22 protein-coding genes are annotated in these 22422 nt (G+C 41.4%); 6 read left to right on the top strand and 16 right to left on the bottom strand.

Annotated elements, in window-relative coordinates:
- Positions 1-149 precede the first annotated feature (149 nt).
- Genes FV185_RS01395 through rluD form a run of 3 tightly spaced genes read right to left on the bottom strand, consistent with a single transcriptional unit; the run spans position 150 to position 2693 of the window.
- Positions 150-917 (bottom strand): ZIP family metal transporter, encoded by a 768-nt coding sequence (locus FV185_RS01395; protein ID WP_067492846.1) that lies wholly within the window; start codon positions 915-917, stop codon positions 150-152.
- Between the two features lie 41 nt (positions 918-958).
- Positions 959-1714, bottom strand: coding sequence for a peptidoglycan editing factor PgeF (gene pgeF / locus FV185_RS01390; RefSeq protein WP_067492844.1), 756 nt, complete (start codon positions 1712-1714; stop codon positions 959-961).
- Positions 1707-2693, bottom strand: a complete 987-nt coding sequence (gene rluD / locus FV185_RS01385; RefSeq protein WP_067492842.1) for a 23S rRNA pseudouridine(1911/1915/1917) synthase RluD — start codon at positions 2691-2693, stop codon at positions 1707-1709. Before rluD ends, pgeF begins: the two co-directional genes overlap by 8 nt.
- Position 2694: 1 nt before the next feature.
- Between rluD and FV185_RS01380 the strand changes: the two genes are divergently transcribed.
- Positions 2695-3495, top strand: coding sequence for an outer membrane protein assembly factor BamD (locus tag FV185_RS01380; RefSeq protein ID WP_067492840.1), 801 nt, complete (start codon positions 2695-2697; stop codon positions 3493-3495).
- Here FV185_RS01380 and ftsB read toward each other — a convergent pair.
- The 5 genes from ftsB to frc form a co-directional block, all read right to left on the bottom strand.
- The gene (ftsB, locus tag FV185_RS01375; RefSeq protein WP_067492838.1) at positions 3488-3826 is read right to left on the bottom strand and encodes a cell division protein FtsB; all 339 of its coding nucleotides are present in this window, start codon (positions 3824-3826) and stop codon (positions 3488-3490) included. The two genes, FV185_RS01380 and ftsB, sit on opposite strands and share 8 nt — an antisense overlap.
- A 19-nt stretch (positions 3827-3845) precedes the next feature.
- Complete coding sequence (gene eno, locus FV185_RS01370; protein WP_067492836.1) at positions 3846-5126, bottom strand: phosphopyruvate hydratase; 1281 nt, start codon at positions 5124-5126, stop codon at positions 3846-3848.
- An 18-nt stretch (positions 5127-5144) separates the two neighbouring features.
- The gene (kdsA, locus tag FV185_RS01365; protein WP_067492834.1) at positions 5145-5978 is read right to left on the bottom strand and encodes a 3-deoxy-8-phosphooctulonate synthase; all 834 of its coding nucleotides are present in this window, start codon (positions 5976-5978) and stop codon (positions 5145-5147) included.
- Positions 5978-7624 carry a CTP synthase gene (locus tag FV185_RS01360; RefSeq protein ID WP_067492832.1) on the bottom strand — a complete coding sequence of 549 codons (1647 nt, stop codon included), beginning with the start codon at positions 7622-7624 and terminating at the stop codon, positions 5978-5980. The genes kdsA and FV185_RS01360 overlap by 1 nt, the downstream gene beginning before the upstream one ends.
- A 171-nt stretch (positions 7625-7795) precedes the next feature.
- Positions 7796-9037 (bottom strand): formyl-CoA transferase, encoded by a 1242-nt coding sequence (gene frc / locus FV185_RS01355; protein WP_067492830.1) that lies wholly within the window; start codon positions 9035-9037, stop codon positions 7796-7798.
- A gap of 213 nt (positions 9038-9250) precedes the next feature.
- Between frc and FV185_RS01350 the strand changes: the two genes are divergently transcribed.
- The gene (locus tag FV185_RS01350) at positions 9251-10273 is read left to right on the top strand and encodes a 2-dehydropantoate 2-reductase (RefSeq protein ID WP_067492828.1); all 1023 of its coding nucleotides are present in this window, start codon (positions 9251-9253) and stop codon (positions 10271-10273) included.
- A gap of 122 nt (positions 10274-10395) precedes the next feature.
- A complete protein-coding gene (locus FV185_RS01345; protein WP_067492826.1) occupies positions 10396-11376 on the top strand; it encodes a LysR family transcriptional regulator in 981 nt (326 codons plus the stop codon).
- On the opposite strand, the gene FV185_RS01340 is transcribed toward FV185_RS01345, so the two are convergent.
- The gene (locus FV185_RS01340; protein ID WP_067492824.1) at positions 11373-12254 is read right to left on the bottom strand and encodes an NAD(P)-dependent oxidoreductase; all 882 of its coding nucleotides are present in this window, start codon (positions 12252-12254) and stop codon (positions 11373-11375) included. The genes FV185_RS01345 and FV185_RS01340 overlap by 4 nt on opposite strands.
- On the opposite strand from FV185_RS01340, the gene FV185_RS01335 reads away from it, so the two are divergent.
- The gene (locus tag FV185_RS01335; protein ID WP_067492822.1) at positions 12253-13563 is read left to right on the top strand and encodes an amidohydrolase; all 1311 of its coding nucleotides are present in this window, start codon (positions 12253-12255) and stop codon (positions 13561-13563) included. The two genes, FV185_RS01340 and FV185_RS01335, sit on opposite strands and share 2 nt — an antisense overlap.
- Here FV185_RS01335 and ppsA read toward each other — a convergent pair.
- Positions 13540-15912 carry a phosphoenolpyruvate synthase gene (ppsA, locus tag FV185_RS01330; protein WP_067492820.1) on the bottom strand — a complete coding sequence of 791 codons (2373 nt, stop codon included), beginning with the start codon at positions 15910-15912 and terminating at the stop codon, positions 13540-13542. The genes FV185_RS01335 and ppsA overlap by 24 nt on opposite strands.
- An 81-nt stretch (positions 15913-15993) precedes the next feature.
- Here ppsA and ppsR point away from each other — a divergent pair, with 81 nt between their 5' ends.
- Complete coding sequence (gene ppsR, locus FV185_RS01325; RefSeq protein ID WP_067492818.1) at positions 15994-16815, top strand: posphoenolpyruvate synthetase regulatory kinase/phosphorylase PpsR; 822 nt, start codon at positions 15994-15996, stop codon at positions 16813-16815.
- A gap of 118 nt (positions 16816-16933) precedes the next feature.
- Positions 16934-17632, top strand: a complete 699-nt coding sequence (locus FV185_RS01320; protein WP_067492816.1) for a hypothetical protein — start codon at positions 16934-16936, stop codon at positions 17630-17632.
- A gap of 1 nt (position 17633) precedes the next feature.
- On the opposite strand, the gene FV185_RS01315 is transcribed toward FV185_RS01320, so the two are convergent.
- From FV185_RS01315 to lpxD, 6 genes are read right to left on the bottom strand one after another with little or no spacing between them, the layout of a single operon-like run.
- A complete protein-coding gene (locus FV185_RS01315; RefSeq protein ID WP_067492814.1) occupies positions 17634-18413 on the bottom strand; it encodes a TrmH family RNA methyltransferase in 780 nt (259 codons plus the stop codon).
- Positions 18410-19018, bottom strand: coding sequence for a ribonuclease HII (gene rnhB / locus FV185_RS01310; RefSeq protein WP_082786971.1), 609 nt, complete (start codon positions 19016-19018; stop codon positions 18410-18412). Before rnhB ends, FV185_RS01315 begins: the two co-directional genes overlap by 4 nt.
- Positions 19008-20153, bottom strand: a complete 1146-nt coding sequence (gene lpxB, locus FV185_RS01305) for a lipid-A-disaccharide synthase (RefSeq protein ID WP_067492812.1) — start codon at positions 20151-20153, stop codon at positions 19008-19010. The genes rnhB and lpxB overlap by 11 nt, the downstream gene beginning before the upstream one ends.
- The gene (gene lpxA / locus FV185_RS01300; protein WP_067494166.1) at positions 20153-20926 is read right to left on the bottom strand and encodes an acyl-ACP--UDP-N-acetylglucosamine O-acyltransferase; all 774 of its coding nucleotides are present in this window, start codon (positions 20924-20926) and stop codon (positions 20153-20155) included. Before lpxA ends, lpxB begins: the two co-directional genes overlap by 1 nt.
- Entirely contained in the window at positions 20926-21378 is a 453-nt protein-coding gene (fabZ, locus tag FV185_RS01295) for a 3-hydroxyacyl-ACP dehydratase FabZ (protein WP_067492810.1), read from the bottom strand. Before fabZ ends, lpxA begins: the two co-directional genes overlap by 1 nt.
- 8 nt (positions 21379-21386) lie before the next feature.
- On the bottom strand, positions 21387-22421 hold the full coding sequence (gene lpxD / locus FV185_RS01290; protein WP_067492808.1) for a UDP-3-O-(3-hydroxymyristoyl)glucosamine N-acyltransferase: 1035 nt from the start codon (positions 22419-22421) through the stop codon (positions 21387-21389).
- Position 22422: the final 1 nt, after the last annotated feature.

Raw genomic sequence — 22422 nt, 5'->3', positions numbered from 1 at the left:
ATAGCGGAACACATCTTGTTATTTAAAGACTAGGTTAACTATATCAACTTAAAATTAACTTAAAATTAGAGTAAATACTGTTTTTTTATATTGTTAATTTATACTCTAATCATAACCTTTAAACAATTAAATAATTATTAATTCATTGATTATTCTTGAACAATAAGATGCATCCAATGAATTGATGCCACTCCTAATGAAATTAAAACGATCTGCCAAACCGACTCTTTAAAGTCAACACGACGATGTAAACCTGGAATCAAGTCAGCTACAGCCACATAAATCATACTTGATGCAGCTAAAGCTAATAGATAAGGAACTGCATGTTGTAACGATTGCAGCGCAAGACAAGCAAACACCCCACCAACAAGGGTAGCCACACTGGTCAACAAATTAAACATTAGCGCTTTACTACGAGATAACCCTGAATGAAGCAACACCAATACATCACCTGCTTCTTGTGGTATTTCGTGAGCAATAATTGCTAGTGCAGTGACAATGCCAAGTTGGGTATTGGCCACAAATGCTGCAGCAATTATAATCCCGTCAACAAAATTGTGAACTGAATCACCTACAACCACCATTGCGCCAGTGCGTTGATGTCCCTCATGGAGGGAATGGCCGTGATCTTCCATGTCATGAGCATGAACATGACGCCATAAAACCAGTTTCTCCAAAAGAAAAAATAACAATATACCCGCTAACACTGTCATTGATACTAAATCAGCATTATGAGACAAGGTAAAGGCATGAGGCAGTATTTCTAAAAATACCGCTCCTAATAATGCGCCAATAGCATAGCTGACGAGCAAAGGAACCCATGTTGGACGTGCAGTAAGTACCACGATGACAGCGCACACAACCGATAACAGCCCAGCAGCAAGGCTTGCGATGACGGTATTCATTAATGGGGTCATGATCACTGGCTACACTCTTAATTGGAAATATTAACTAAATATTATACGACGCTTTCTGACTCTGCATCGAGCCAAATATAAAACCCCATTCGCCCCGTTTTACCCTGGTCACGTCGATGAGAATAAAAAAGATCGGCATAGGTGTAATTACATATCTCTCCGCCATAAATATGGTTAACCCCCAGCTCACTTAACTGTTGTTTTGCAAGCAACACTAAATCAGCAAACCATTTATGTGGGGCATGGGATGAAATAAAAGCCTTGTGTGCCTCTTGTCGATGCATAACAAACGCATCTCTCACTTCTTCCCCAACCTCGAAGTACTGTTGCCCAATTGTAGGGCCAATCCACACCATTAAATCATTAGCGGAAACACCCATCGCCTTAATTGTATTACCGATCACTCCCTTAGCTAAGCCACGCCAACCTGCATGAGCCACTGCTACAATTTTCTCTTTTTTATGACAGAATAATATTGGCATACAATCTGCAGTCAATACCACAGCAGCTCTACCCTGTTGAGTTAAAAACGCAGCATCTGCCTCGGGGACAGAAGTCGTATTGAGTAGATCAAGATTAACCACTTGAGTACCATGAACTTGCCTTAGGTAATAGGGTGTGACTTGTATATATTGCTCAACACGCTGACGATTTAGTGCAACATGCTGTAGATTATCATGAACATGATCACCTAAATTTAAGCTACCAAACTCTCCCACACTTACTCCACCCTGACGAGTGGTGGCAAATGTTTTTACCCATCGTGGCGCTGGCCAATTTACATTCCACTCATTCATAGTGACTGTGCCTTAATACTTCTACTAATCCCAGCAGATCCTCTGCTAAAGGAATACTCCACTCACAATATTCCTTTGTACGTGGATGAATGAGACCTAACCGAAAAGCTTGTAAAGCTTGTCTATTTAATTGTTTTAACGCAGCAATAGTATGCTCGTCATAACGTGGCAATTTACCGCCATAAACAGGGTCACCTGCTAAAGGATGGCCAATAAATTGCATATGTACTCGAATTTGATGTGTTCTACCTGTTGCCAAATGACATTCAACCAAAGTATGACAAGGTAGGCGCTCGAGAATATCGTAGTAAGTTAAGGCTTCTTTACCCGTTGCCACAACGGCCATTTTAGTACGCTGGGTTGGATGTCGACTAATCGGCGCTTCAACTTGTCCGGGCATAGTCAACATACCCTGAACACATGCCCAATAATGTCTTTTTACCGTTCTCGCTTGTAGTTGTTGCACTAAATCTTGGTGGGTAGGAAGGTTTTTTGCAACTACCATTAAGCCATTGGTTTCTTTATCAAGACGATGAACAATACCGCAACGAGGAACCATCTTTAACTGCTCATCGTAATAAAGTAGTCCGTTTTGTAGTGTATTACTCCAATTGCCATTCCCCGGATGAACAACTAAACCTGCTGGTTTATTTAAGACAATAATATCATCATCTTCATGAACTATATTAAGGTCAATAGGCTGGGCAATAATAGCTTCAAGGTCAATTTCCTCTGGCACCACAAGACTAACCTGGTCTCCAGTCCATACTTTTTCTTTAGGGACTGTAAGCTGACCATTAAGTTTGACTGCCCCATCTTTAATCCATTGTTGCAGTCTACTCCTTGAGTAACCTGGAAAGAGCATCACCAAAGCGTGATCAATACGACTTCCTGCTAAATCATGAGGTATCATGATATCAACTGGGTCTGATTCATCAAGACTGGTATAATCTAAAAATTCACTATTTGCTTCGGACATTATGAACACTAGTATAACTCGATTCTTATTACTCTCTCTATCTTTACTAGTAGTAGGGTGTAGCGGTATGAATGATGACTTAGATCCCACTAAGGGTTGGTCAGCTTCAAAAATATATAATGAAGCCAAATCACAAATGTTAGATGGCAATTATGAACAAGCTGCAAAGCTTTATGAATCATTGCAGACACGTTATCCGTATGGGGTTTACTCCCAACAAGCTGAGCTAGAACAAATCTACTCCTACTATAAGCAAGGAGAAAAAGCATCAGCAATCAGTGAAGCTGATCGTTTTATTAAAGCACACCCTAATCATCCCGGGGTAGATTATGCATACTACATGAAAGGGTTAGCAAATTTTGATGATGATTTAGGTCTTTTTGGGGTATATTCCCCAGAAGATCTGGCACAACGCGACAGCAAGCCTTACCGCGATGCGTTTGAAACTTTCAAAGAATTAGTTACCCGTTTCCCCAAGAGTAAATATACCCCTGACGCGATCGTGCGTATGCGTTACATTGTTAATGCCTTGGCCAAAGGTGATATTGTTATGGCGCGATACTACTATAAACGCCAAGCCTATTTAGCTGCAGCAGACCGCGCTAAAGAAGTATTAATCGATTATTCAAAGAGCCCACAGACTGAAGAGGCATTGTATATCTTAGCTAAAAGCTATCAAGCCATGAATCTCACACAGCTGTCTAACGATGCGTTAAGAGTGCTCAAGAGAGATTTTCCTGAGAGTAAGTTTTTACAAAATAAACCCAGTATAAATAGACCCTGGTGGAAAAAAATTATTTAACTTGAGCGGGTTTTTTAGTGGCATTGGTAGAAGGGGTAGTAGTTGATTGGGGGTTAACATACCGATAAAAGGTCTCCCCCTCCCTCACCATCCCCAAGTCTGTTCGTGCATGCTCTTCCAGAGCATCAGTCCCTTTCCTTAAATCTTTCACTTCAGCACTAAGTGCATCATTACGCATTTTTTGCTGAGTATTGGCTTCTTTTTGCTGAGAAATCTGTTGGTTTAAAGAACGGATTCTTAACCACCCACCTTTACCAATAAAAAGAGAGTAGCTAAGAAGTGTAATTAACAACAACAAAAAAAGAGAGACGATCTTACCAGGATCCTTCATGGTTCTCCTGATTCATTATCTATAATTGATAAAAAGCGCCTTTGCCTGCATAGCGGGCAACCGATCCCAATTCATCTTCAATTCTTAATAACTGGTTATATTTTGCCAATCGATCTGAGCGTGACAATGATCCTGTTTTAATTTGCCCTGCATTCGTTGCAACAGCAATATCAGCAATGACAGTATCTTCTGTTTCACCTGAACGATGAGAAATCACATTGGTATAACCTGCACGTTTTGCCATTTCAATAGCAGCAAAAGTCTCACTTAATGAACCAATCTGATTAATTTTAATTAAGATAGAATTGGCAATATGTCTTTGAATTCCCTCTTTTAAGATCTTAGCATTGGTAACAAAAATATCATCGCCAACTAATTGAACCTGTTTACCCAAGGCAGCAGTCAGTGCTTCCCAACCAGTCCAGTCAGCCTCAGACATACCATCTTCAATAGTAATCAACGGGTATTTTTTCACCCAGGCAGCCAAATACTCAACAAACTCACCAGAGCTTAATTGACGATTTTCTGCATGAAGATGGTAAAAACCATCTTTATAAAACTCTGAGCTGGCACAGTCTAATCCAATAGCAATGTCTTCTCCTGGACGATACCCAGCTTTTTCAATGGCTCTCATAATCAAGGTCAAACCAGCTTCATTACTTGAGAGGCGCGGAGCAAATCCCCCTTCATCACCAACAGTGGTAGACATACCCTCATCATCAATCAACTTTTTAAGGTGATGAAATACCTCAGCACCATAACGTAACGCTTCTTTGAAGCTTGGTGCACCAATTGGCAGAATCATGAATTCTTGCATATCCAATCCGTTATTGGCATGTGCACCACCGTTGATGACATTCATCATGGGAACTGGCATTTCGATGGCATTAGCACCACCCAAGTAACGATAGAGAGGTAGCCCTGCTTCTTCAGCCGCAGCTTTTGCTGTTGCTAAGGATACTGCTAAAATTGCATTGGCACCCAAGCGCGCTTTATTGTCTGTACCATCCAACTCAATCATTGTCTGGTCGATAAAACTCTGTTCGCTGACATCAAGCCCTACTAAGGCTTCATAAATTTCCGTATTAACATGACGAACAGCTTTTTCTACGCCCTTACCCAGATAACGCTTACTGTCTCCATCACGTAACTCAATAGCTTCTCTCGTCCCTGTTGAGGCGCCAGAAGGAACAGCAGCACGTCCAAGCGCTCCATCCTCGGTAACTACTTCTGCTTCAACAGTTGGATTACCACGAGAATCAAGAATTTCACGAGCGTAAACTTCAACAATAGAACTCATATTAATATTTCCTATTAGTTACTGGATTTCAATTAAACCTTGTTTTTTTACAATCACATCAATTTCAAGTAAAGTTTCCAACAATTCCCTCATCTGCCCTAAAGGCCACGCATTGGGGCCGTCAGACAAAGCTTGTGCAGGGCGAGGATGTGTTTCCATAAATATCCCCGAGATTCCAGCCGCAATGGCAGCCCTTGCTAATACAGGGACAAATTCTCTTTGACCACCACTAGCTGATCCTAATCCACCAGGCAATTGAACAGAATGAGTTGCATCAAAAACAACCGGACAATTTGTTTCCCGCATAATCGACAACGAGCGCATATCAGAAACCAAATTGTTGTAACCAAAAGAGACGCCGCGCTCACACACCATAATATTGTCTTGGCCACTGGCTTTCTTGGCTTTTTCAACAACATTCTTCATATCGTGAGGGGCTAGGAACTGCCCTTTTTTAATATTTACTGGCTTACCTGACTTAGCTACAGCCTCAATAAAGTCAGTTTGACGACATAAAAAAGCAGGGGTTTGTAATACATCAACAACAGATGCAACCTCCTTCACATCAGCGCTTTCATGTACGTCAGTTAACACTGGAATGCCTAACTCTTTTTTAACATCAGCCAAAATAGACAAACCCTTATCTTGGCCTATCCCTCTAAATGAACTACCAGAACTACGGTTTGCTTTGTCATAGGAGGCTTTAAAGATAAAAGGAATTTCAAGCTCATGAGTTATCTCTTTTAATTGGCCTGCCACCTCAAAAACCAATTCACGTGACTCAATCACACATGGCCCTGCAATGAGAAAAAAAGGATGATTAATTCCCGCTTCAAAATGACAGAGTTTCATTATTCTCTCCCAGGTTTCTTGCTCTTAGCATGCTGAGCCAGTGCTGCTTGAATGAAAGAACTGAATAAAGGATGACCGTGTCTTGGTGTTGATGTAAATTCGGGATGGAATTGACAGGCCACAAACCAAGGGTGATGAGGTAACTCAATCATTTCACACAACCCTTCCTCACTTGATTTACCAGATATTTTCAATCCTGCTGACTCTAATTGAGGCAAATAAAAATTATTCACTTCATAACGATGGCGGTGGCGTTCTATTATCACATCATGTTGATAAATAGTGCGGGCTAAACTGTCTTTTTCAAGTACACAACTTTGTCCACCAAGACGCATTGTGCCGCCTAAATCAGAAGAAGTATCTCTTGTTTCAACTCGCCCTTCAGCATTAATAAATTCAGTAATCAACGCAATCACAGGTTGCTTGGTTTGAGGTTCAAACTCTGTACTATGGGCTTCAGGAAGGTTGGCGCAATGACGTGCAAACTCAACAACAGCAAGCTGCATACCAAGGCAAATTCCCAAGTAGGGAATTGATGATTCCCGAGCAAAACGGATAGCTTTGATTTTACCTTCAACACCACGCTTACCAAATCCACCAGGAACCAATATGGCATCCATCCCCTTCAGGCAATCAATTCCCTCAGTCTCAAGACGCTCTGAATCCACATAATTAATATTGATTTTCGCACGCTCGTGAATACCAGCATGAATTAACGCTTCTGAAAGTGACTTATAAGATTCAATCAGATCAACATATTTACCAACTAGAGCAATACTTACTTCATGAAGTGGGTGCTCAATGGCGTCAACCAGTTTTGACCAGGCAGATAAATCTGCTGCGGGCGCCTTAATTGCCAGCTTGTTTAATACAATTTCATCAAGACGCTGGGTATGCAAACCACTTGGAATTTTATAAATACTGTCAACATCGGGTGCAGAAATGACGGCATCAGCATGAACATTGGTAAATAAAGCAATTTTGCGTCTTTCATCATCAGGAAGAGCACGATCGGCACGACAAATAAGCGCATCAGGCTGTATACCAATTTCACGTAGTTCTTTTACTGAGTGTTGCGTGGGTTTAGTCTTAATTTCCCCTGCTGAGGGTAAATACGGTAATAATGTAAGATGAATAAAACAGGTCGCATCACGCGGTAGTTCAACAGCCATTTGTCGAATAGCTTCAAGAAACGGTAACGACTCAATGTCACCCACCGTTCCACCTATTTCGACAATGGCAATATCTGCACCATCAGCACCTTGAACAATGCAGCTTTTAATTTCATCCGTAATGTGTGGGATAACTTGAACAGTACCACCTAAATAATCACCACGGCGCTCTTTCTTAATCACGCTTTCGTAAATCTGACCCGTGGTGAAGTTATTCTTTTTAGTCATTTTAGCGCTGATAAAACGCTCATAATGACCAAGGTCTAAGTCAGTCTCAGCGCCATCATCGGTGACAAAAACCTCACCATGCTGAAAGGGGCTCATAGTCCCTGGATCCACATTAATATAGGGATCCAACTTAAGCATAGTGATACGAATACCTCTGGATTCAAGAATCGCACCCAACGATGCGGCTGCGATGCCTTTACCTAGTGAGGAAACTACACCGCCGGTGACAAAAATATACTTAGTCATGGAATTAGATAAATATTAGACGATTGATTATATCGTTTAATGGAATTTACCTCAAACATTCCAGAGAATCTATTTATCTTAGTCTGACAGGATTTAAACTGATAGCCACTTGTGGAAATTAAGTAACCACCAGTCTAAATCATAACTTGCAGATAGAACGCTACTTAGAAGTTACTTAGTAAAAGCTCCCGCCTCTTTGTGTTGCGCTATTTTTTCCTCATTCCAACCTAATACTTCCTTCAAAATCTCATTGGTATGCTCTCCGAGTAAGGGTGAGCGTTTCATAGACACATGATTATCTGAAAGCTTAATTGGCATACCCACATTGAACCATTTCCCACGTTTGGGATGATCAAGTTCAACATACATATCACGTAATTTAACATGTTCATCTTCAGCCAAATCTTCTGTGCTCATAATAGGACCACATGGCACATCGATCTCATTGAGGATAGCCATAAACTCTCGTTTTGTATATTGACTGGCATAATCAGTAATTAATTGCCACATAATATTCTGATTACGTCTTCTTTCTTGAATCGTACTAAAACGTGAATCTTGTGCGAGTGCCTCTCCTCCTATTTTTTTGGCCAAGTTTTCCCATACCGCTTCTTGTACTACAACGTAAATAAAGTCATTAGGGCCACCTGGCTTACAACGAATAGCGTTACCAAGTTGTCCACCACCTGAGTCATTACCACTTCGAGGGGTTGCAGAGCGATTATTAGTATCAACAGAATACTCAGGTAAGGTGCCATGACTAAGACGTTGATGATCTCTAAATTTAACGCGACAAAGATTCATCACTGAATCCATCATAGCAACTTCTACATATTGCCCTTTGCCAGTGCGATGTCTTGACTGAAGTGCCGCTAATATACCAATGGCCAAATGTAATCCCGTACCAGAGTCACCAATCTGGGCACCCGTTACTAGAGGTGGGCCATCATCAAAACCCGTGGTACTCATTGCCCCACCCATAGCCTGCGCTACGTTTTCATAAGCTTTAAATTCTGAATAAGGGCCAGCAGAGCCAAAACCTTTAATTGATGCCATGATTATTTTCGGGTTAATTTCGTGAACTTTTTCCCAAGTAAAGCCAAAACGATCTAGTACACCTGGTCCGAAATTCTCCATAATTACATCACATTGTTTTAACAATTCAACAAAAACCTCTTTACCAGAGGGATTTTTCATGTTCACGGTAATCGAGCGTTTATTACAGTTCAGCATAGTAAAATAGAGACTATCCGCATCGGGTATATCTCTTAATTGCCCACGGGTAATGTCTCCAGATGGCGGCTCGAATTTAATCACATCCGCTCCAAGCCAAGCCAATAACTGTGATGAGGTTGGGCCAGCTTGAACATGGGTCATGTCAAGGATGCGAATACCTGATAATGCGTTTTCCATAAATCCCTCTTTGAAAAAATTAAATCATACCCCTCCTTTTTGTCGCTTTAGCAAAGAAAAGTCAAGTACATATATCAATAAAAATACAAAAAAAATATTGCTAAACAGATTCCAATTAATCAAAACGTGCACTTATAATGAAAATTCAAATAATAAAAATAATTGTCTCTTTTTTATTCAATTCTCAGTATTTTGCTATTTCTAGGACTGATCATGAAAATTTGTATTGTGGGTGGCGGTGGTGCAATTGGGGGATTTTTAGCGGTACAACTAGCCAGAGCAGGCAATGATGTGACAGTGGTTGCTCGCGGAAAAACATTGGACGCGATTCGTGAAAAAGGATTAACACTCATCACTGAAGAACATCCTAATGGAATACAGGGCCCTGTTCGAGCTGTAGAAAAAATAAGCGAAGTGGGTGTTATGGACGTGGTGATTTTGGCCATCAAAGCGCACCAATTAACTCCGATTGTAGACCAAATAGAACAAATGGTCGGGCAAGATACAGTCATTATCCCCATGCAAAACGGTATTCCTTTCTGGTATTTTCAACGCCGTCCAGGTTTACACCAGGATCATGTTGTTGAAACCGTTGATCCAAACGGCACCATCATGAAAACCCTTGATCCTCACAAAATTGTTGGCTGTGTTGTCTATCCTGCGGCCATCAGTGTATCTCCAGGTGTCATCAAACATGTAGAAGGCATTCGCTTCCCTATAGGTGAATTAGATGGAGCAACTACAGAGCGCGCCCAAAAAATATCTGACATGATGACAGCAGCTGGATTTAAGTCCCCCATTCTTGAAGACATCCGCTCGGAAATATGGTTGAAATTATGGGGCAACCTTACATTTAATCCTATCAGCGCCCTAACTCATGGAACATTACTTGAAATCTGTCAGCATCCAAGAACACGACAATTAGCCAAAGACATGATGACTGAAGCGCAAGAAATAGCGCATCAATTTAATGTGACATTCCGTGTAACAATTGACAAACGTATCGATGGCGCTGAAAAAGTGGGTCGCCATAAAACCTCAATGTTACAAGATGTGGAAGCTGGGCGTGAATTGGAAGTAGACGCACTACTTGGCTCGGTCATTGAACTTGGCCAATTGGTTAACGTACCGACACCAAGGCTTGAGGCAGTTTATGCACTCACCACGCTACTAATGGATTGTATACAAGATGCAAAAAGTGGGATTTCTCTGGTTAGACCCGGAAATCAACACTAAAAACAAAAAAATAGTTCGGGTGCGAAAGATTTACTGTTGTTAATCTAAAATAGATAGTAAAATTAAAAACAATAACAATAATTATATAATAAATCTAATAATTTTTAGAGAAGACTAAAGCTATGCGCCATGCTACGTTACGTCAGTTAAAGGTATTTGAAACTGTCGCCAGACGGTTATCTTTCTCACGGGCAGCTGAGGAATTACATTTGTCTCAGCCAGCGGTATCAACTCAAATTAGGCAACTTGAAAACCATGCAGGAGTGCCGCTATTTGAGCAACTAGGTAAAAAGATATATCTCACCCAGGCGGGTGAGACTATGCTTAAACACTGCCGTCTGATTATCAATCAATTTCGTGAAGCTGAAGAAGCCATGGACGTCTTTAAAGGCGTTTCAAGCGGGACGTTAAATGTGGGGGTGAATAGTGCTGCCGATTACTTCTTCCCTCACATTTTAGCGGAGTTTAAAAACCAAGTTGAACAAGCGAAAATACAATTAACCGTTGTGAACAGAGACAGCTTGGTACAAAAATTATCTGATAACGAAATTGACTTGATAATTATGTGCCGTCCACCCCATGAAATAGAAGTGATTGCCGAAAAATTCGCTCCACACCCCTACGTGATCATTGCAAGACCAGATCATCCTCTTGCCAATAAGAAAAACATTGCGCTTGAAGAGCTATTTGACTACCCCTTTATCACAAGAGAAACAGGCTCTGATACACGAGATGCAATTTCTGAAAAATTCAAAGACCAAGTAACAAATTTAGATATTGCGCTGGCAGTTCAAAGTACTGAAACCATTAAACAAGCCGTCCGATCGGGGATGGGGCTGGCTTTTATCTCTGCCTTTAATATTAATCTTGAGATAGAACTTAACCATCTCACTATACTTGATGTGGCCGGTTTTCCTGCTATGCGTCACTGGTATATTATTTACCGTAAAGAAAAACTCTTACCTCCTATTACCCAAGCTTTTATTGGTTTTTTACACGAAAGAGGGGCAACATTAATCAATGACTTTACGCCACTTAAAAGAGCAAATGTTGTGACAGATCTCTTTTTAGAGAATAGCCTTAGCGTATCTGAAACCTTTTAATGATTTTTAACGATTGAATTGAGTCTCTCAATTTCAACAATTAAACCGCTGTGATCAAGATCACTCAAACCATTTTCTACCATTGACTGAAAAAGCGCTTGCGTCTTAGCTAAAACAGGTAAATCTAATCCGTATTGACGGGCAACATCTAAAGCCGTATTTAAATCTTTTAACTGTGTAGTAGCATGAGCACCTGGTTTAAAACTCCGCTCAACCATTCTTTGGCCGTGTAATTCAAGGACACGACTCTCTGCAAACCCTCCGCGAATAGCCTCTCTCACAGCTTTAGCATCCGCTCCTGCTTTTGCCATGAGTGTCATGGCTTCGGCAACTGCTGCAATAGACATACCTACGATCATTTGGTTAGCCAGTTTAGCAAGCGCTCCTGCTCCCGCCTCACCAACATAGGTTGCTCTACCTAGTACATTAAACAAGGGTAACGCGTCATCAAAAACTGATTTTTCTCCGCCCACCATAATAGCAAGCGATCCTTGTTCTGCACCCACTACCCCACCTGATACAGGCGCATCTAGAGCATCGACGCCTTTCTCACGACACCACTGAGCATGTTGTTTAGCTACATGGGGTGGAATAGAACTCATATCAATAAAAATATCCCCAGGTTTGCTTGCAGGTAATATACCTTGTTGTAGTACTTCAGTGACTGCAGCACCATTAGTTAGCATGGTAATGATGATGTGTGCATCAGCCACCGTCTCTTGAATAGAGCCGCCTAAGTTTGCTCCTAACTGAACTAATGGCTGACATTTATCACGCGTACGGTTCCAAACCACTAACTCATAACCATGATCTAGCAATCTCTTTGCTATGGGCGTCCCCATTAAGCCAGTTCCAATTAACGCACATTTAGTTTTCATGAGCTTTATGCTTATAATGATTAATGAACAATTAACTGCTAATCCTACCATGACACAACCTGCATCCATACAGTTATTGATTGAACAATATTGCCAACAATTTATAAATGAATTGGTTGCACTGCGTCGAGATTTTCATCAACATCCTGAACTCTCAAACCGTGAGTATCGTACCTCGCGAATCGTGGCCACTTACCTAGAGCAACTGGGTTTATCTGTCACCCGCGAAGTGGCCCACACAGGAGTTGTCGGCTTATTACATGGTAGCCAACCAGGTCCTACTATTGCACTGCGTGCAGATATGGATGCCTTACCTGTTAGTGAAAATCATTCAACTTTAAGTTTTGCCTCGCACGTCAAGAGCGAGTATGAGGGTAAAGAAGTTGATGTTATGCATGCCTGTGGCCATGATTGTCACACTGCCATACTCCTTATTGTGGCAAAGATTCTCAGTAACCTAAAAGAGCATTGGCAGGGCACGATTAAATTTATTTTTCAACCTGCTGAAGAAGGGCCACCAGAGGGAGAAGAAGGCGGAGCTGAATTAATGATTGCTGAGGGAGTGCTCAATGACCCAGCACCTTTAGCTATATTTGGCTTACATGTTATTGCCGGCATGAAGTCAGGGCATATTGGTTACCGTTCAGGGGCGGCCATGGCAAGCTCTGATACCTTAAAAATTACCATAAAAGGCAATCAAACACATGGGGCGATGCCTTGGCTAGGAGTAGATCCTATTGTGGTTGCCTCACAGGTTATTCTGGGATTACAAACCATTACTAGTCGCCAAATAGATGTTACTCATGAACCAGCGATTGTTACTATCGCCTGTATCCAAGGAGGGATTCGTGACAACATTATTCCAGATCAGGTAAAGCTACTTGGAACCATTCGAACATTTGATGAAGACATGCGTGTAGATATTGCCAAACGCGTGACTGAAACGGCAAAGCATATTGCAATGAGCGCTGGTGCACAAGCAGAAGTACAAATAGACCGGGGGTATTCAGTTACCGTTAACGATCCACAACTGACAGAAAAAATGGTGCATAGTTTAGAAATAGCGGCAGGCAAAGAAAAAGTATTTATTGCACCCAAGCTAACGGGGGCCGAAGACTTTTCAAAATATCAACAATACATCCCCGGTCTATTTTTCTTTCTTGGCATTACCCCTGAAGAGTCAAGTCATGGCCAGGCAGCACCTAACCACTCTCCCCATTTTACCGTTGATGAAAGCGCCTTACCCGTAGGGGTGAAGGCGCTATGTCAATTAGCAATAGATGCCTTAAGCTTGTTTGGCCAAAAATAGCCAAGTCGAAATCACTGAATCTGGATTAAGAGACATTGATTCGATTCCCTCAGCCATTAACCATTTGGCCAAATCGGGATGATCTGACGGTCCTTGACCGCAAATACCCACATATTTGTTAGCGCGACGGCAAGCACTAATTGCTAGATGAAGCATGGCTTTAACAGCAGGGTCACGCTCATCAAAAGCATGTGCGACTAAGCCTGAATCTCTATCAACAGCTAAAGTCATTTGCGTTAAATCGTTTGAGCCAATTGAAAAACCATCAAAACGCTCTAAGAACTGATCAGCGAGAATTGCATTAGCCGGAATTTCACACATCATTACAATGCGTAAACTATTCTCGCCTCGTTTCAATCCTAACTCACCGAGCAGCGCTAAAGTACGATCGGCCTCAGCCAAACTTCTCACAAAAGGAACCATGATCTCAACGTTTGTAAAACCCATTACATCACGGACGTGTTTAAGGGCTTGGCACTCTAATTCAAAACATTCTTTGAAGGAACTTGAAATATAGCGCGCAGCACCCCTAAAACCTAGCATAGGGTTTTCCTCATGGGGCTCATACTGCTTACCACCAATTAAGTTGGTGTATTCATTTGATTTAAAGTCAGACAAACGAACAATCACTTTTTTAGGCCAAAAAGCAGCTGCAAGGGTTGCAATCCCTTCAGTTAATTTCTCACGATAAAAGTGAGAGGGGCTGGCATACCCTCTAGATTTTTCTTCTACTTCACGTTTTAAGTCGCCAGGAAGATTAGGGTAATCAAGACAAGCGCGAGGATGAACCCCAATCATGGCACTGATAATAAACTCTAAACGTGCCAAACCCACTCCTTCATTAGGTAGTCTTTGGAATGCGAAAGCCAATTGAGGGTTACCCACATTCATGGTAATTTTAACGGGAATATCAGGCATGCTATCTAACGTCACTGAATTCACTTCAAAATCAAGAATACCTTTATAGATATGCCCTGTTTCACCTTCCGCGCAGGACACAGTTACTTCACTCACTGTTTTTAATACGTCAGTTGCATTTTCACAACCCACTACCGCAGGAATACCTAATTCACGAGCAATAATCGCTGCATGACATGTTCTTCCACCGCGATTAGTCACAATCGCTGAAGCACGTTTCATGATAGGCTCCCAATTAGGATCAGTCATATCAGTGACCAAAACATCACCCGGTTGGACTTTATCCATCTCACTAACATCAAATATGATTTTCACCTTACCGGCACCAATTTTTTGGCCTATAGCGCGACCGGTTACAAGTACCTCACCTTTTTGTTTTAACTGATAACGCTCAAGGGTATCGGCGTTTTTACGAGAGGCAACAGTCTCAGGACGTGCTTGTAGAATATACAGTTTGCCGTCTATACCATCTTTAGCCCACTCTACGTCCATGGGACGCTGGTAATGCTTCTCGATAATCATGGCATAACGAGCTAACTCTTCGAGCTCTTCGTTATTTAAACAAAAACTATTGCGGTCAGATTCAGGTGTCTCTACGGTAGTAACTGTTTTCCCTGCAGTCTTATCGCTGCTGTATATCATTTTAGTGGCTTTAGAACCAAGATTACGCATTAATACAGCAGGCTTCTTTTCGGTTAAAGCCAGTTTACTAACATAGTATTCATCTGGATTCACCGCACCTTGAACAACACTCTCACCTAAACCCCAACTGGCTGTAATCAATACCACTTGATCAAAACCGGATTCTGTATCCATGGTGAATAACACACCACTCGCTCCTTTGTCGCTACGTGCCATTCTCTGAATACCAGCGGATAAGGCAACCTCTGCATGAGAAAAGCCTTGGTGAACACGGTAAGAAATAGCACGATCATTGTACAGAGAAGCAAATACGTGTTTAACTGCCTCGATGACATTGTCTAACCCGGAAATATTTAAAAATGTTTCCTGCTGTCCCGCAAAAGAGGCGTCAGGTAAGTCTTCAGCAGTAGCTGATGAACGGACTGCTACGGAGGGACTATCCTCACTGCCTACAGCAAGTTTTTGATAAGCACTAGCAATCTCATCTAGTAGTTTTTTTGGTAAAGGGGCATCCAATACCCATTGACGAATTTGTTTCCCGGCTTGAGCTAGGGCATTCACATCTTCGACATTAAGGCTATTTAAAGAGGCTTGAATACGCCCTTCTAAATCGCCCTCTTTTAGAAAATCACGAAATGCCAGTGCGGTGGTTGCAAATCCACCGGGAACACGAACCCCAGCATGACTCAATTGACTAATCATCTCACCTAAAGAGGCATTTTTACCTCCCACGGAGTCAACATCAGTCATACGTAATTCTTCAAACCAACGGATATACTCCCCAGCCATAATTTTCCCCTGACAACCACAAAAACTCTTATTATAAAATATTCGTGAACTAATAGGTTAGCCTAATCGAGAGATTTTAAAATGCCAAAAAGAAGTATTTTTTACGTATCAGACCGCACTGGGATTACCGCAGAGATGCTTGGCCAGAGTCTGATTACACAATTTGAGTCTGTTTCCTTTAAAAGACGCACATTACCCTTTATTGCTTCCCCTGAAAAAGCCCAGGAAGCCGTCACTATTATTAACCAAGCAAGTCTTGAAGATGGGTTCCAAGCTATTGTTTTTAGTACATTAATTGACGATGATCTACGTCAAACAATTCGCTTATCTAATGCCCTTGTATTTGATTTTTTTGAAATTTTTATCTCTCCATTAGAAAACGCCCTTGGCCTTGCCTCTTCCCACGCCATTGGTCGCTCACATGGAGGGGGGGATACACAAACTTATACACAGCGTATTGAGGCTATTAATTTCACTATGTCCCATGACGACGGGGTAAGCTCTAGAGGGCTTGATGAAGCGGAGATTATTCTTGTTGGCGTATCGCGTTCAGGCAAAACACCCACAAGTCTCTATCTTGCCATGCAATTTGGTATAAAAGCGGCGAATTACCCCATTATTCCCGAAGACCTGAGTCGCCAAAAACTACCTGATACATTAAGTAACTATCGTAAAAAACTATGGGGGTTATCAATAAAACCTGAGCGACTTCATCAAATTCGCTCAGAAAGACGGCCTGATAGCGAGTATGCGTCATTAGCCAATTGTCGTTATGAGATTCAAGCGGCAGAAGCTCTCATGAGGGGGCAAGGAATTCCTTTTCTAGATTCGACCAATATGTCTATTGAAGAACTGTCCACGACCATTCTTCATCAAACTGGTTTATCAAGACATCTTTATTGAACTTTCAACCTTTTTACTCAGAAATTATTGCCGTTTAGGGCAGGGAGGATGTCAACTAACTGAACTTGTAATTAATCTGTTACTCCAAAAACTTAAATTTATAACAAGTTAACTTAATATGACCCAATCTTTAAAACAATTGAGCCTATTATGCGCTCTTTTATTTTTTTATCAGTACTCTAATGCTTTTTGGTTATTAGGGTTTTCTGACGCCAACACTCTCTCTCCGGGGAGCCTTGGGGTAATTGCTGGAACGGGAGCTCAATTTGCAAGGGTGGGTAACCCGCAGAGTAACAGTTTCACTGGGGCAATACCTCATGCTGGAATTCGGTATGGATTAAATGAAGATACTGATATTGGCTATCGTCTGGTTCAAGTTGCTCTACCTTTCACTAGTGTTGGTCCAACTCTAGGGAGTGAAGTTGACCTCAAGAAAAGACTAACCAACGTTAATGATCCCTATCAAATTGCCTTAGTAGGGGGCGTCGCCTACTCCTATCTTGATATCTCCGGCACATCCAAAAGTGCATACAGCCCTGGTGCTGATCTCATTCTAAGTCATGCCATCAGTCCTAAATATACTTGGTTTACAGAATTACGAGAAGTATATACAGCCATCCCAACAGCAGTTGGCAGCACAGGATCTAATCATTTCAACGCACTTGGTATCGCATCAGGCGGCAAAATCAAACTGACGGATAGCACAAGTTTTGTCCCGGAAATTGGTTATTTCCACTTCAATGGATTACTAAATAATCAAAGTGCTAATGGCAATGCGATACAAATTGGAGCTATTTTTGCGATCAAAATCTGGTGAGTTATTGTCGTTGTCGCAAGCTTTCAAACATAATAATTGAGCCTGCTACCGCTGCATTTAATGACTCAGTACTCCCTTGCATAGGTACCTTTAAATGATTGGGATAGCAGAGTTGAAGCTTACTATCAACACCTGCCCCTTCATTACCGACTATCAAAGTAAAAGGCTCTGCTAGATTGATACCGTAGTAAGGTTGGCTACACTCAGATAAGGTTGCTACCCATACAGTCTGTAAAGGATTATATAACTCTTTTTCTAAATCCACCTGCTCAAAAATAGTGAGCTCAAAATGCGCACCCATCCCCGCGCGTAGCACTTTCGGTGACCATGCATGAGCGCATCCTTTTGACAACAGCACAGTATTAAAACCACTAGCCGCAGCAGAACGTAATAAAGTACCTACATTACCCGGGTCTTGAATCGTATCAAGCGCCAAATGAAAACCGTTAGGTACTATTGTAGACTCTGCATGCAACATAGTCATAACAGCCAATACACCATCCGGCGCATTGAGCGTACTTATTTTCTTGAATAACTGATGAGGTACTTCGATGAGTTCACCTTCAAAGCCATCAATCAACTCACGCACTTCTTTGTGCGTTCGCTTATCTTGAGAGTAGACAAGAGAAACAATACAGTCTCTCTTAAATTTAAAGAGGGACTGGACTAAATGTATCCCTTCAATTACTACCTGCTGCCTATCCAACCGATAAGCGTTGTCTTTATTAAGTGAAAGAATATGACGTATAAGTAAATTATCTGAGGAGGTAATTATTTTCATAATAACTCCCTCACTGGCCCAAAACTTTTTCTGTGGTGGGAACTAACCCCAAACTGATGCAGGGTTTGAAGATGCATTTTGGTTGGATACCCTTTGTGTTGAGCAAAACCATACTGCGGATAGTGTTGATGTAATTGAAGCATCGTTTTATCGCGTTCTGTTTTAGCCAAAATAGATGCAGCAGAAATCGATTCAATTCTCGCATCTCCAGAGACAACAGCATACATGGGATAGTCGCATTCAATGAATTGATTGCCATCGATCAATACGTAGTCAGGATGTACTGATAACTGATTCAGTGCGCGTTTCATGGCAAGTAAGGATGCTTGTAAGATATTTAACTCATCAATTTCTTCCACACTAGCAGAAGCCACAGCCCATGATAAGGCGTTCTCTTTGATTAACAAAGCAAGCTTTTCTCTTTTTGATTCTGATATTTTTTTTGAGTCATTTAGCCCTACAATAGGATGCACTGAATTCAGTATTACAGCTGCTGCGACAACAGGGCCTGCTATGGGACCTCGTCCTGCTTCATCCAACCCCACTGTAAGACCAACTAAATCATCAAGACTGTCTTTCAGTCCAATCTTTTTTCTAAATAGCATGATTCTCGAGTACCAACCTTACCCCATCAATGATGGCTTGTTCAGTATCAATGGATAGTTCCTGACGCATGTTTTGGTAGGCTGACAACATAATGTCACGTTTAACCTGGTTACTAAGTAGTTCATCTAAACTAGCTGTGATATTTTCAACCGTAGCTTTTTCTTGAAGCCATTCATCAATGATGGGTTGATTTAAAATCAAATTAGGTAGTGCAACAAAACCCTTTTTCTTTTTGCGACGAACCATCCAAGCGGTAAATGCTGATAGTTTATAGGTCACCACTTGTGGACAATCAAATAATGCAGCCTCAAGTGTCGCAGTTCCTGATGCCACTAAGGCCACATCAGCCGCACTCAACACCCGATGCGCATTTTCCTCAAGCATCATGATATGAACATCGTTCAGTGAATCTCCAGCTAGCTGACAAAATAACTCTTTCAATTTAGTATTAATAAAAGGGATTAAAAAAGTAACTGGTTTATTATGTTTACTGACTTCTTTTGCTACATTCATAAATAAACGAGCATGGTATTCTATTTCTGAAGAGCGACTACCAGGTAACAGTGCTACCACATGATCTTTATCATTAATAAACAAAGACTCTCTTACTGCTTTACGGTTAACAGGATGAGGCAGTTGATTCACTAAGGGATGGCCGATATAAGTAGAGGTTACTCGATGAGTAGCAAAATACTGTTTTTCAAACGGGAAAACGACTAATAAACGATCTACTGCCCGTTGAATGAGAGGTAATCTTCCCTCACGCCAAGCCCATACCGTTGGTGCTACCATTTGAATGGTTTTAATACCGCGTGCATGGAGTTGTTCTTCAACCCCCAAGTTAAAATCAGGGGCATCAATACCTATAAACAAATCAGGCGGTTGATGGATAAAATGAGCAATGATTTTTTTGCGTATAGACAATAATTCACGAAGAGAGCGTAATACTTCCCAATATCCCCTTACAGATAACTTGTCCATAGGAAATAAAGAGTGTGCCCCCTCTTTCATCATAAGAGGGCCAGCAATCCCTTCAAAATAGATATCAGGATAATGTTGTTTGAGTATACGAATGAGTGAGGCGCCCAGCTGATCACCTGATGCTTCCCCGGCTACAACCCCCACTCTTAACATCAGCGCATTATGCCTCGAGGGCTAGGTTGTAAAAGAAAATCGAGAAACAATTGTACCTTTGGGTAATCGCTCACAATTTCTTGAATATCATTTTTAGCTTCATCAAGTGACAAGGATGAGCGATATAGTTTTCGATAAGCCCGTTTAATAGCCATGATCTCCTCTGAAGAGTAACCACGTCGTTTCAGACCTTCACTATTAATACCGTGAGGACTAGTAGGGTTACCAGCAACTGTCACGAAGGGTGGAACATCTTGAGTGACAACAGCTGAAATACCAATAAAGCTATGAGCACCAACACGACAGAATTGATGTACACCAGAAAAACCTGCCAATATAGCCCAGTCACCCACATGAACGTGCCCTGCTAAACTCGCGTTATTTGCAAAAGTGGTATGGTTACCCACCTGACAATCATGTGCTAGATGTACGTAAGCCATAATCCAATTATGGTTACCTAAACGAGTTACTCCACCATCATCAATAGTGCCTATGTTAAAAGTACAAAACTCTCTGATAACATTATCGTGGCCAATCTCTAGAGCCGTATTTTCACCACGGTATTTTTTGTCTTGTGGGTCTCCACCAAGAGCAGCAAAGGAATAAATTTTATTGCGTTGCCCTATTGTGGTTTTACCAGAAATCTTAACATGATCGCCAATCACCGTATCCTTACCAATGGTTACTTGCTCATCAATAATAGAATACGCCCCTACTCTAACCCCTTCATCAAGTTGGGCTTTAGGATGAATTATCGCAGATGGATGGATCATCATTCTTCGTTAATATTCTTTTCAGTACACAGCAATTCAGCCTCAGACACAACTTTACCGTCCACTAATGCTTGTGTTTCATATTTCCACAAGCGTGATGAGCGACGTAATAATTTAGCTTTAAGTGTCAGCTGATCACCAGGGAAAACAGGTGCCCTAAAACGGGCTTTATCAATACCAATAAAATAGGTTACTAAATTACCATTAGGTTGCTTACCTTCTGTTTTATAACTTAGCAACGCAGCAGCTTGGGCCATTGCCTCAATAATCAATACACCAGGCATAACAGGGTGATCAGGAAAATGTCCCTGAAAAAACTCTTCATTCATGGTGATATTTTTGATAGCCGTAATGGACTCCCCAACATTTAACTCAACTACTTTATCGATAAGCAAAAAAGGGTATCGGTGAGGAAGATATTTCATCACTTCTTTGATATCCATAATAGCCATGATATTCCCTACTCCTCTTTTTTAGTTACTTTTTCTAACGCTTTAATTCGTTTTGCCCAATCCGGCAAATGACGCAAATAAACCAATGTTTCCAACCACTCTTTATGTTGTGCTCCGGGGACACCTGAAGAGTAGACGCCAGGTTCAGTGATGGATTTTGTAATCATAGTAAATCCTGTTACTGTTACGCCATCACAAATCTCCAAATGACCAACAATTCCTACTCCACCACCAATGCGACAGTGTTTGCCAATTTTAGTACTTCCTGACACGCCAGTACAACCAGCAATAACAGTATGAGCACCAACATGACAATTATGAGCAATTTGGATTTGATTATCCAATTTCACACCATCTTCAATAATAGTGTTATCAATGGCACCACGATCAATGGTTGTATTGGCACCAATCTCAACATCATCACCAATGATTACCTGACCAATTTGCGGTATTTTAATCCATTTACCTTTGTCCCACGCCATGCCAAAGCCATCCGAACCAACCACTACTCCTGAATGAACAATGGCACGCTGGCCAATCTGTGTTTGGTGATATAAGGTGACGTGAGGATACAGATATGTCTCATTACCAATAACACAATCTTGCCCTATATAGCACCCAGCCTCAATAACTACTCCTTCTCCTAAGCGCACGCCAGACTCTATCACCACATGTGCACCAATACTAATGCTCTGAGGCAATACAACGTCATCCGCTACCACAGCACTTGAATGAACACGAGAAGGTTTTTCATCAAAGGGGAATAATAACTGAGCAACTTTTGCATAGGTTGCGTAGGGATTTGCGCTGATTAAGCAGTGTGTTGGAGAAAAGGATTGATCTACTGTAGATAAAATTACTGCACTGGCTTGAGTATTTTTAAGAGAATCTCGGTAAAGAGAATTCGCTAAAAAAGTGATTTCACCTTTTTTAGCACCACCAATGGTTCCGATACCACTAATAAGCTCGGAACCATTACCAGACAACTCGACATCACAAAGTTCAGCTAACTGCGACAGAGTAAATGAATGCTTAGACTTCAAA

This window comes from Ferrovum sp. PN-J185, assembly GCF_001581925.1.
Lineage (GTDB): Bacteria > Pseudomonadota > Gammaproteobacteria > Burkholderiales > Ferrovaceae > PN-J185.
The sequence above is the reverse complement of the archived record's forward strand: the minus strand, read 5'-3'. Positions and strand labels throughout refer to the sequence as shown.

Excerpts from the sequence above, each read along its gene's own strand:
- FV185_RS01395 (WP_067492846.1), bottom strand. The coding sequence starts at position 917 with ATGACCCCATTAATGAATACCGTCATCGCAAGCCTTGCTGCTGGGCTG.
- pgeF (WP_067492844.1), bottom strand. The coding sequence starts at position 1,714 with ATGAATGAGTGGAATGTAAATTGGCCAGCGCCACGATGGGTAAAAACA.
- rluD (WP_067492842.1), bottom strand. The coding sequence starts at position 2,693 with ATGTCCGAAGCAAATAGTGAATTTTTAGATTATACCAGTCTTGATGAA.
- FV185_RS01380 (WP_067492840.1), top strand. The coding sequence starts at position 2,695 with ATGAACACTAGTATAACTCGATTCTTATTACTCTCTCTATCTTTACTA.
- ftsB (WP_067492838.1), bottom strand. The coding sequence starts at position 3,826 with ATGAAGGATCCTGGTAAGATCGTCTCTCTTTTTTTGTTGTTGTTAATT.
- eno (WP_067492836.1), bottom strand. The coding sequence starts at position 5,126 with ATGAGTTCTATTGTTGAAGTTTACGCTCGTGAAATTCTTGATTCTCGT.
- kdsA (WP_067492834.1), bottom strand. The coding sequence starts at position 5,978 with ATGAAACTCTGTCATTTTGAAGCGGGAATTAATCATCCTTTTTTTCTC.
- FV185_RS01360 (WP_067492832.1), bottom strand. The coding sequence starts at position 7,624 with ATGACTAAGTATATTTTTGTCACCGGCGGTGTAGTTTCCTCACTAGGT.
- frc (WP_067492830.1), bottom strand. The coding sequence starts at position 9,037 with ATGGAAAACGCATTATCAGGTATTCGCATCCTTGACATGACCCATGTT.
- FV185_RS01350 (WP_067492828.1), top strand. The coding sequence starts at position 9,251 with ATGAAAATTTGTATTGTGGGTGGCGGTGGTGCAATTGGGGGATTTTTA.
- FV185_RS01345 (WP_067492826.1), top strand. The coding sequence starts at position 10,396 with ATGCGCCATGCTACGTTACGTCAGTTAAAGGTATTTGAAACTGTCGCC.
- FV185_RS01335 (WP_067492822.1), top strand. The coding sequence starts at position 12,253 with ATGAGCTTTATGCTTATAATGATTAATGAACAATTAACTGCTAATCCT.
- FV185_RS01340 (WP_067492824.1), bottom strand. The coding sequence starts at position 12,254 with ATGAAAACTAAATGTGCGTTAATTGGAACTGGCTTAATGGGGACGCCC.
- ppsA (WP_067492820.1), bottom strand. The coding sequence starts at position 15,912 with ATGGCTGGGGAGTATATCCGTTGGTTTGAAGAATTACGTATGACTGAT.
- ppsR (WP_067492818.1), top strand. The coding sequence starts at position 15,994 with ATGCCAAAAAGAAGTATTTTTTACGTATCAGACCGCACTGGGATTACC.
- FV185_RS01320 (WP_067492816.1), top strand. The coding sequence starts at position 16,934 with ATGACCCAATCTTTAAAACAATTGAGCCTATTATGCGCTCTTTTATTT.
- FV185_RS01315 (WP_067492814.1), bottom strand. The coding sequence starts at position 18,413 with ATGAAAATAATTACCTCCTCAGATAATTTACTTATACGTCATATTCTT.
- rnhB (WP_082786971.1), bottom strand. The coding sequence starts at position 19,018 with ATGCTATTTAGAAAAAAGATTGGACTGAAAGACAGTCTTGATGATTTA.
- lpxB (WP_067492812.1), bottom strand. The coding sequence starts at position 20,153 with ATGTTAAGAGTGGGGGTTGTAGCCGGGGAAGCATCAGGTGATCAGCTG.
- lpxA (WP_067494166.1), bottom strand. The coding sequence starts at position 20,926 with ATGATCCATCCATCTGCGATAATTCATCCTAAAGCCCAACTTGATGAA.
- fabZ (WP_067492810.1), bottom strand. The coding sequence starts at position 21,378 with ATGGCTATTATGGATATCAAAGAAGTGATGAAATATCTTCCTCACCGA.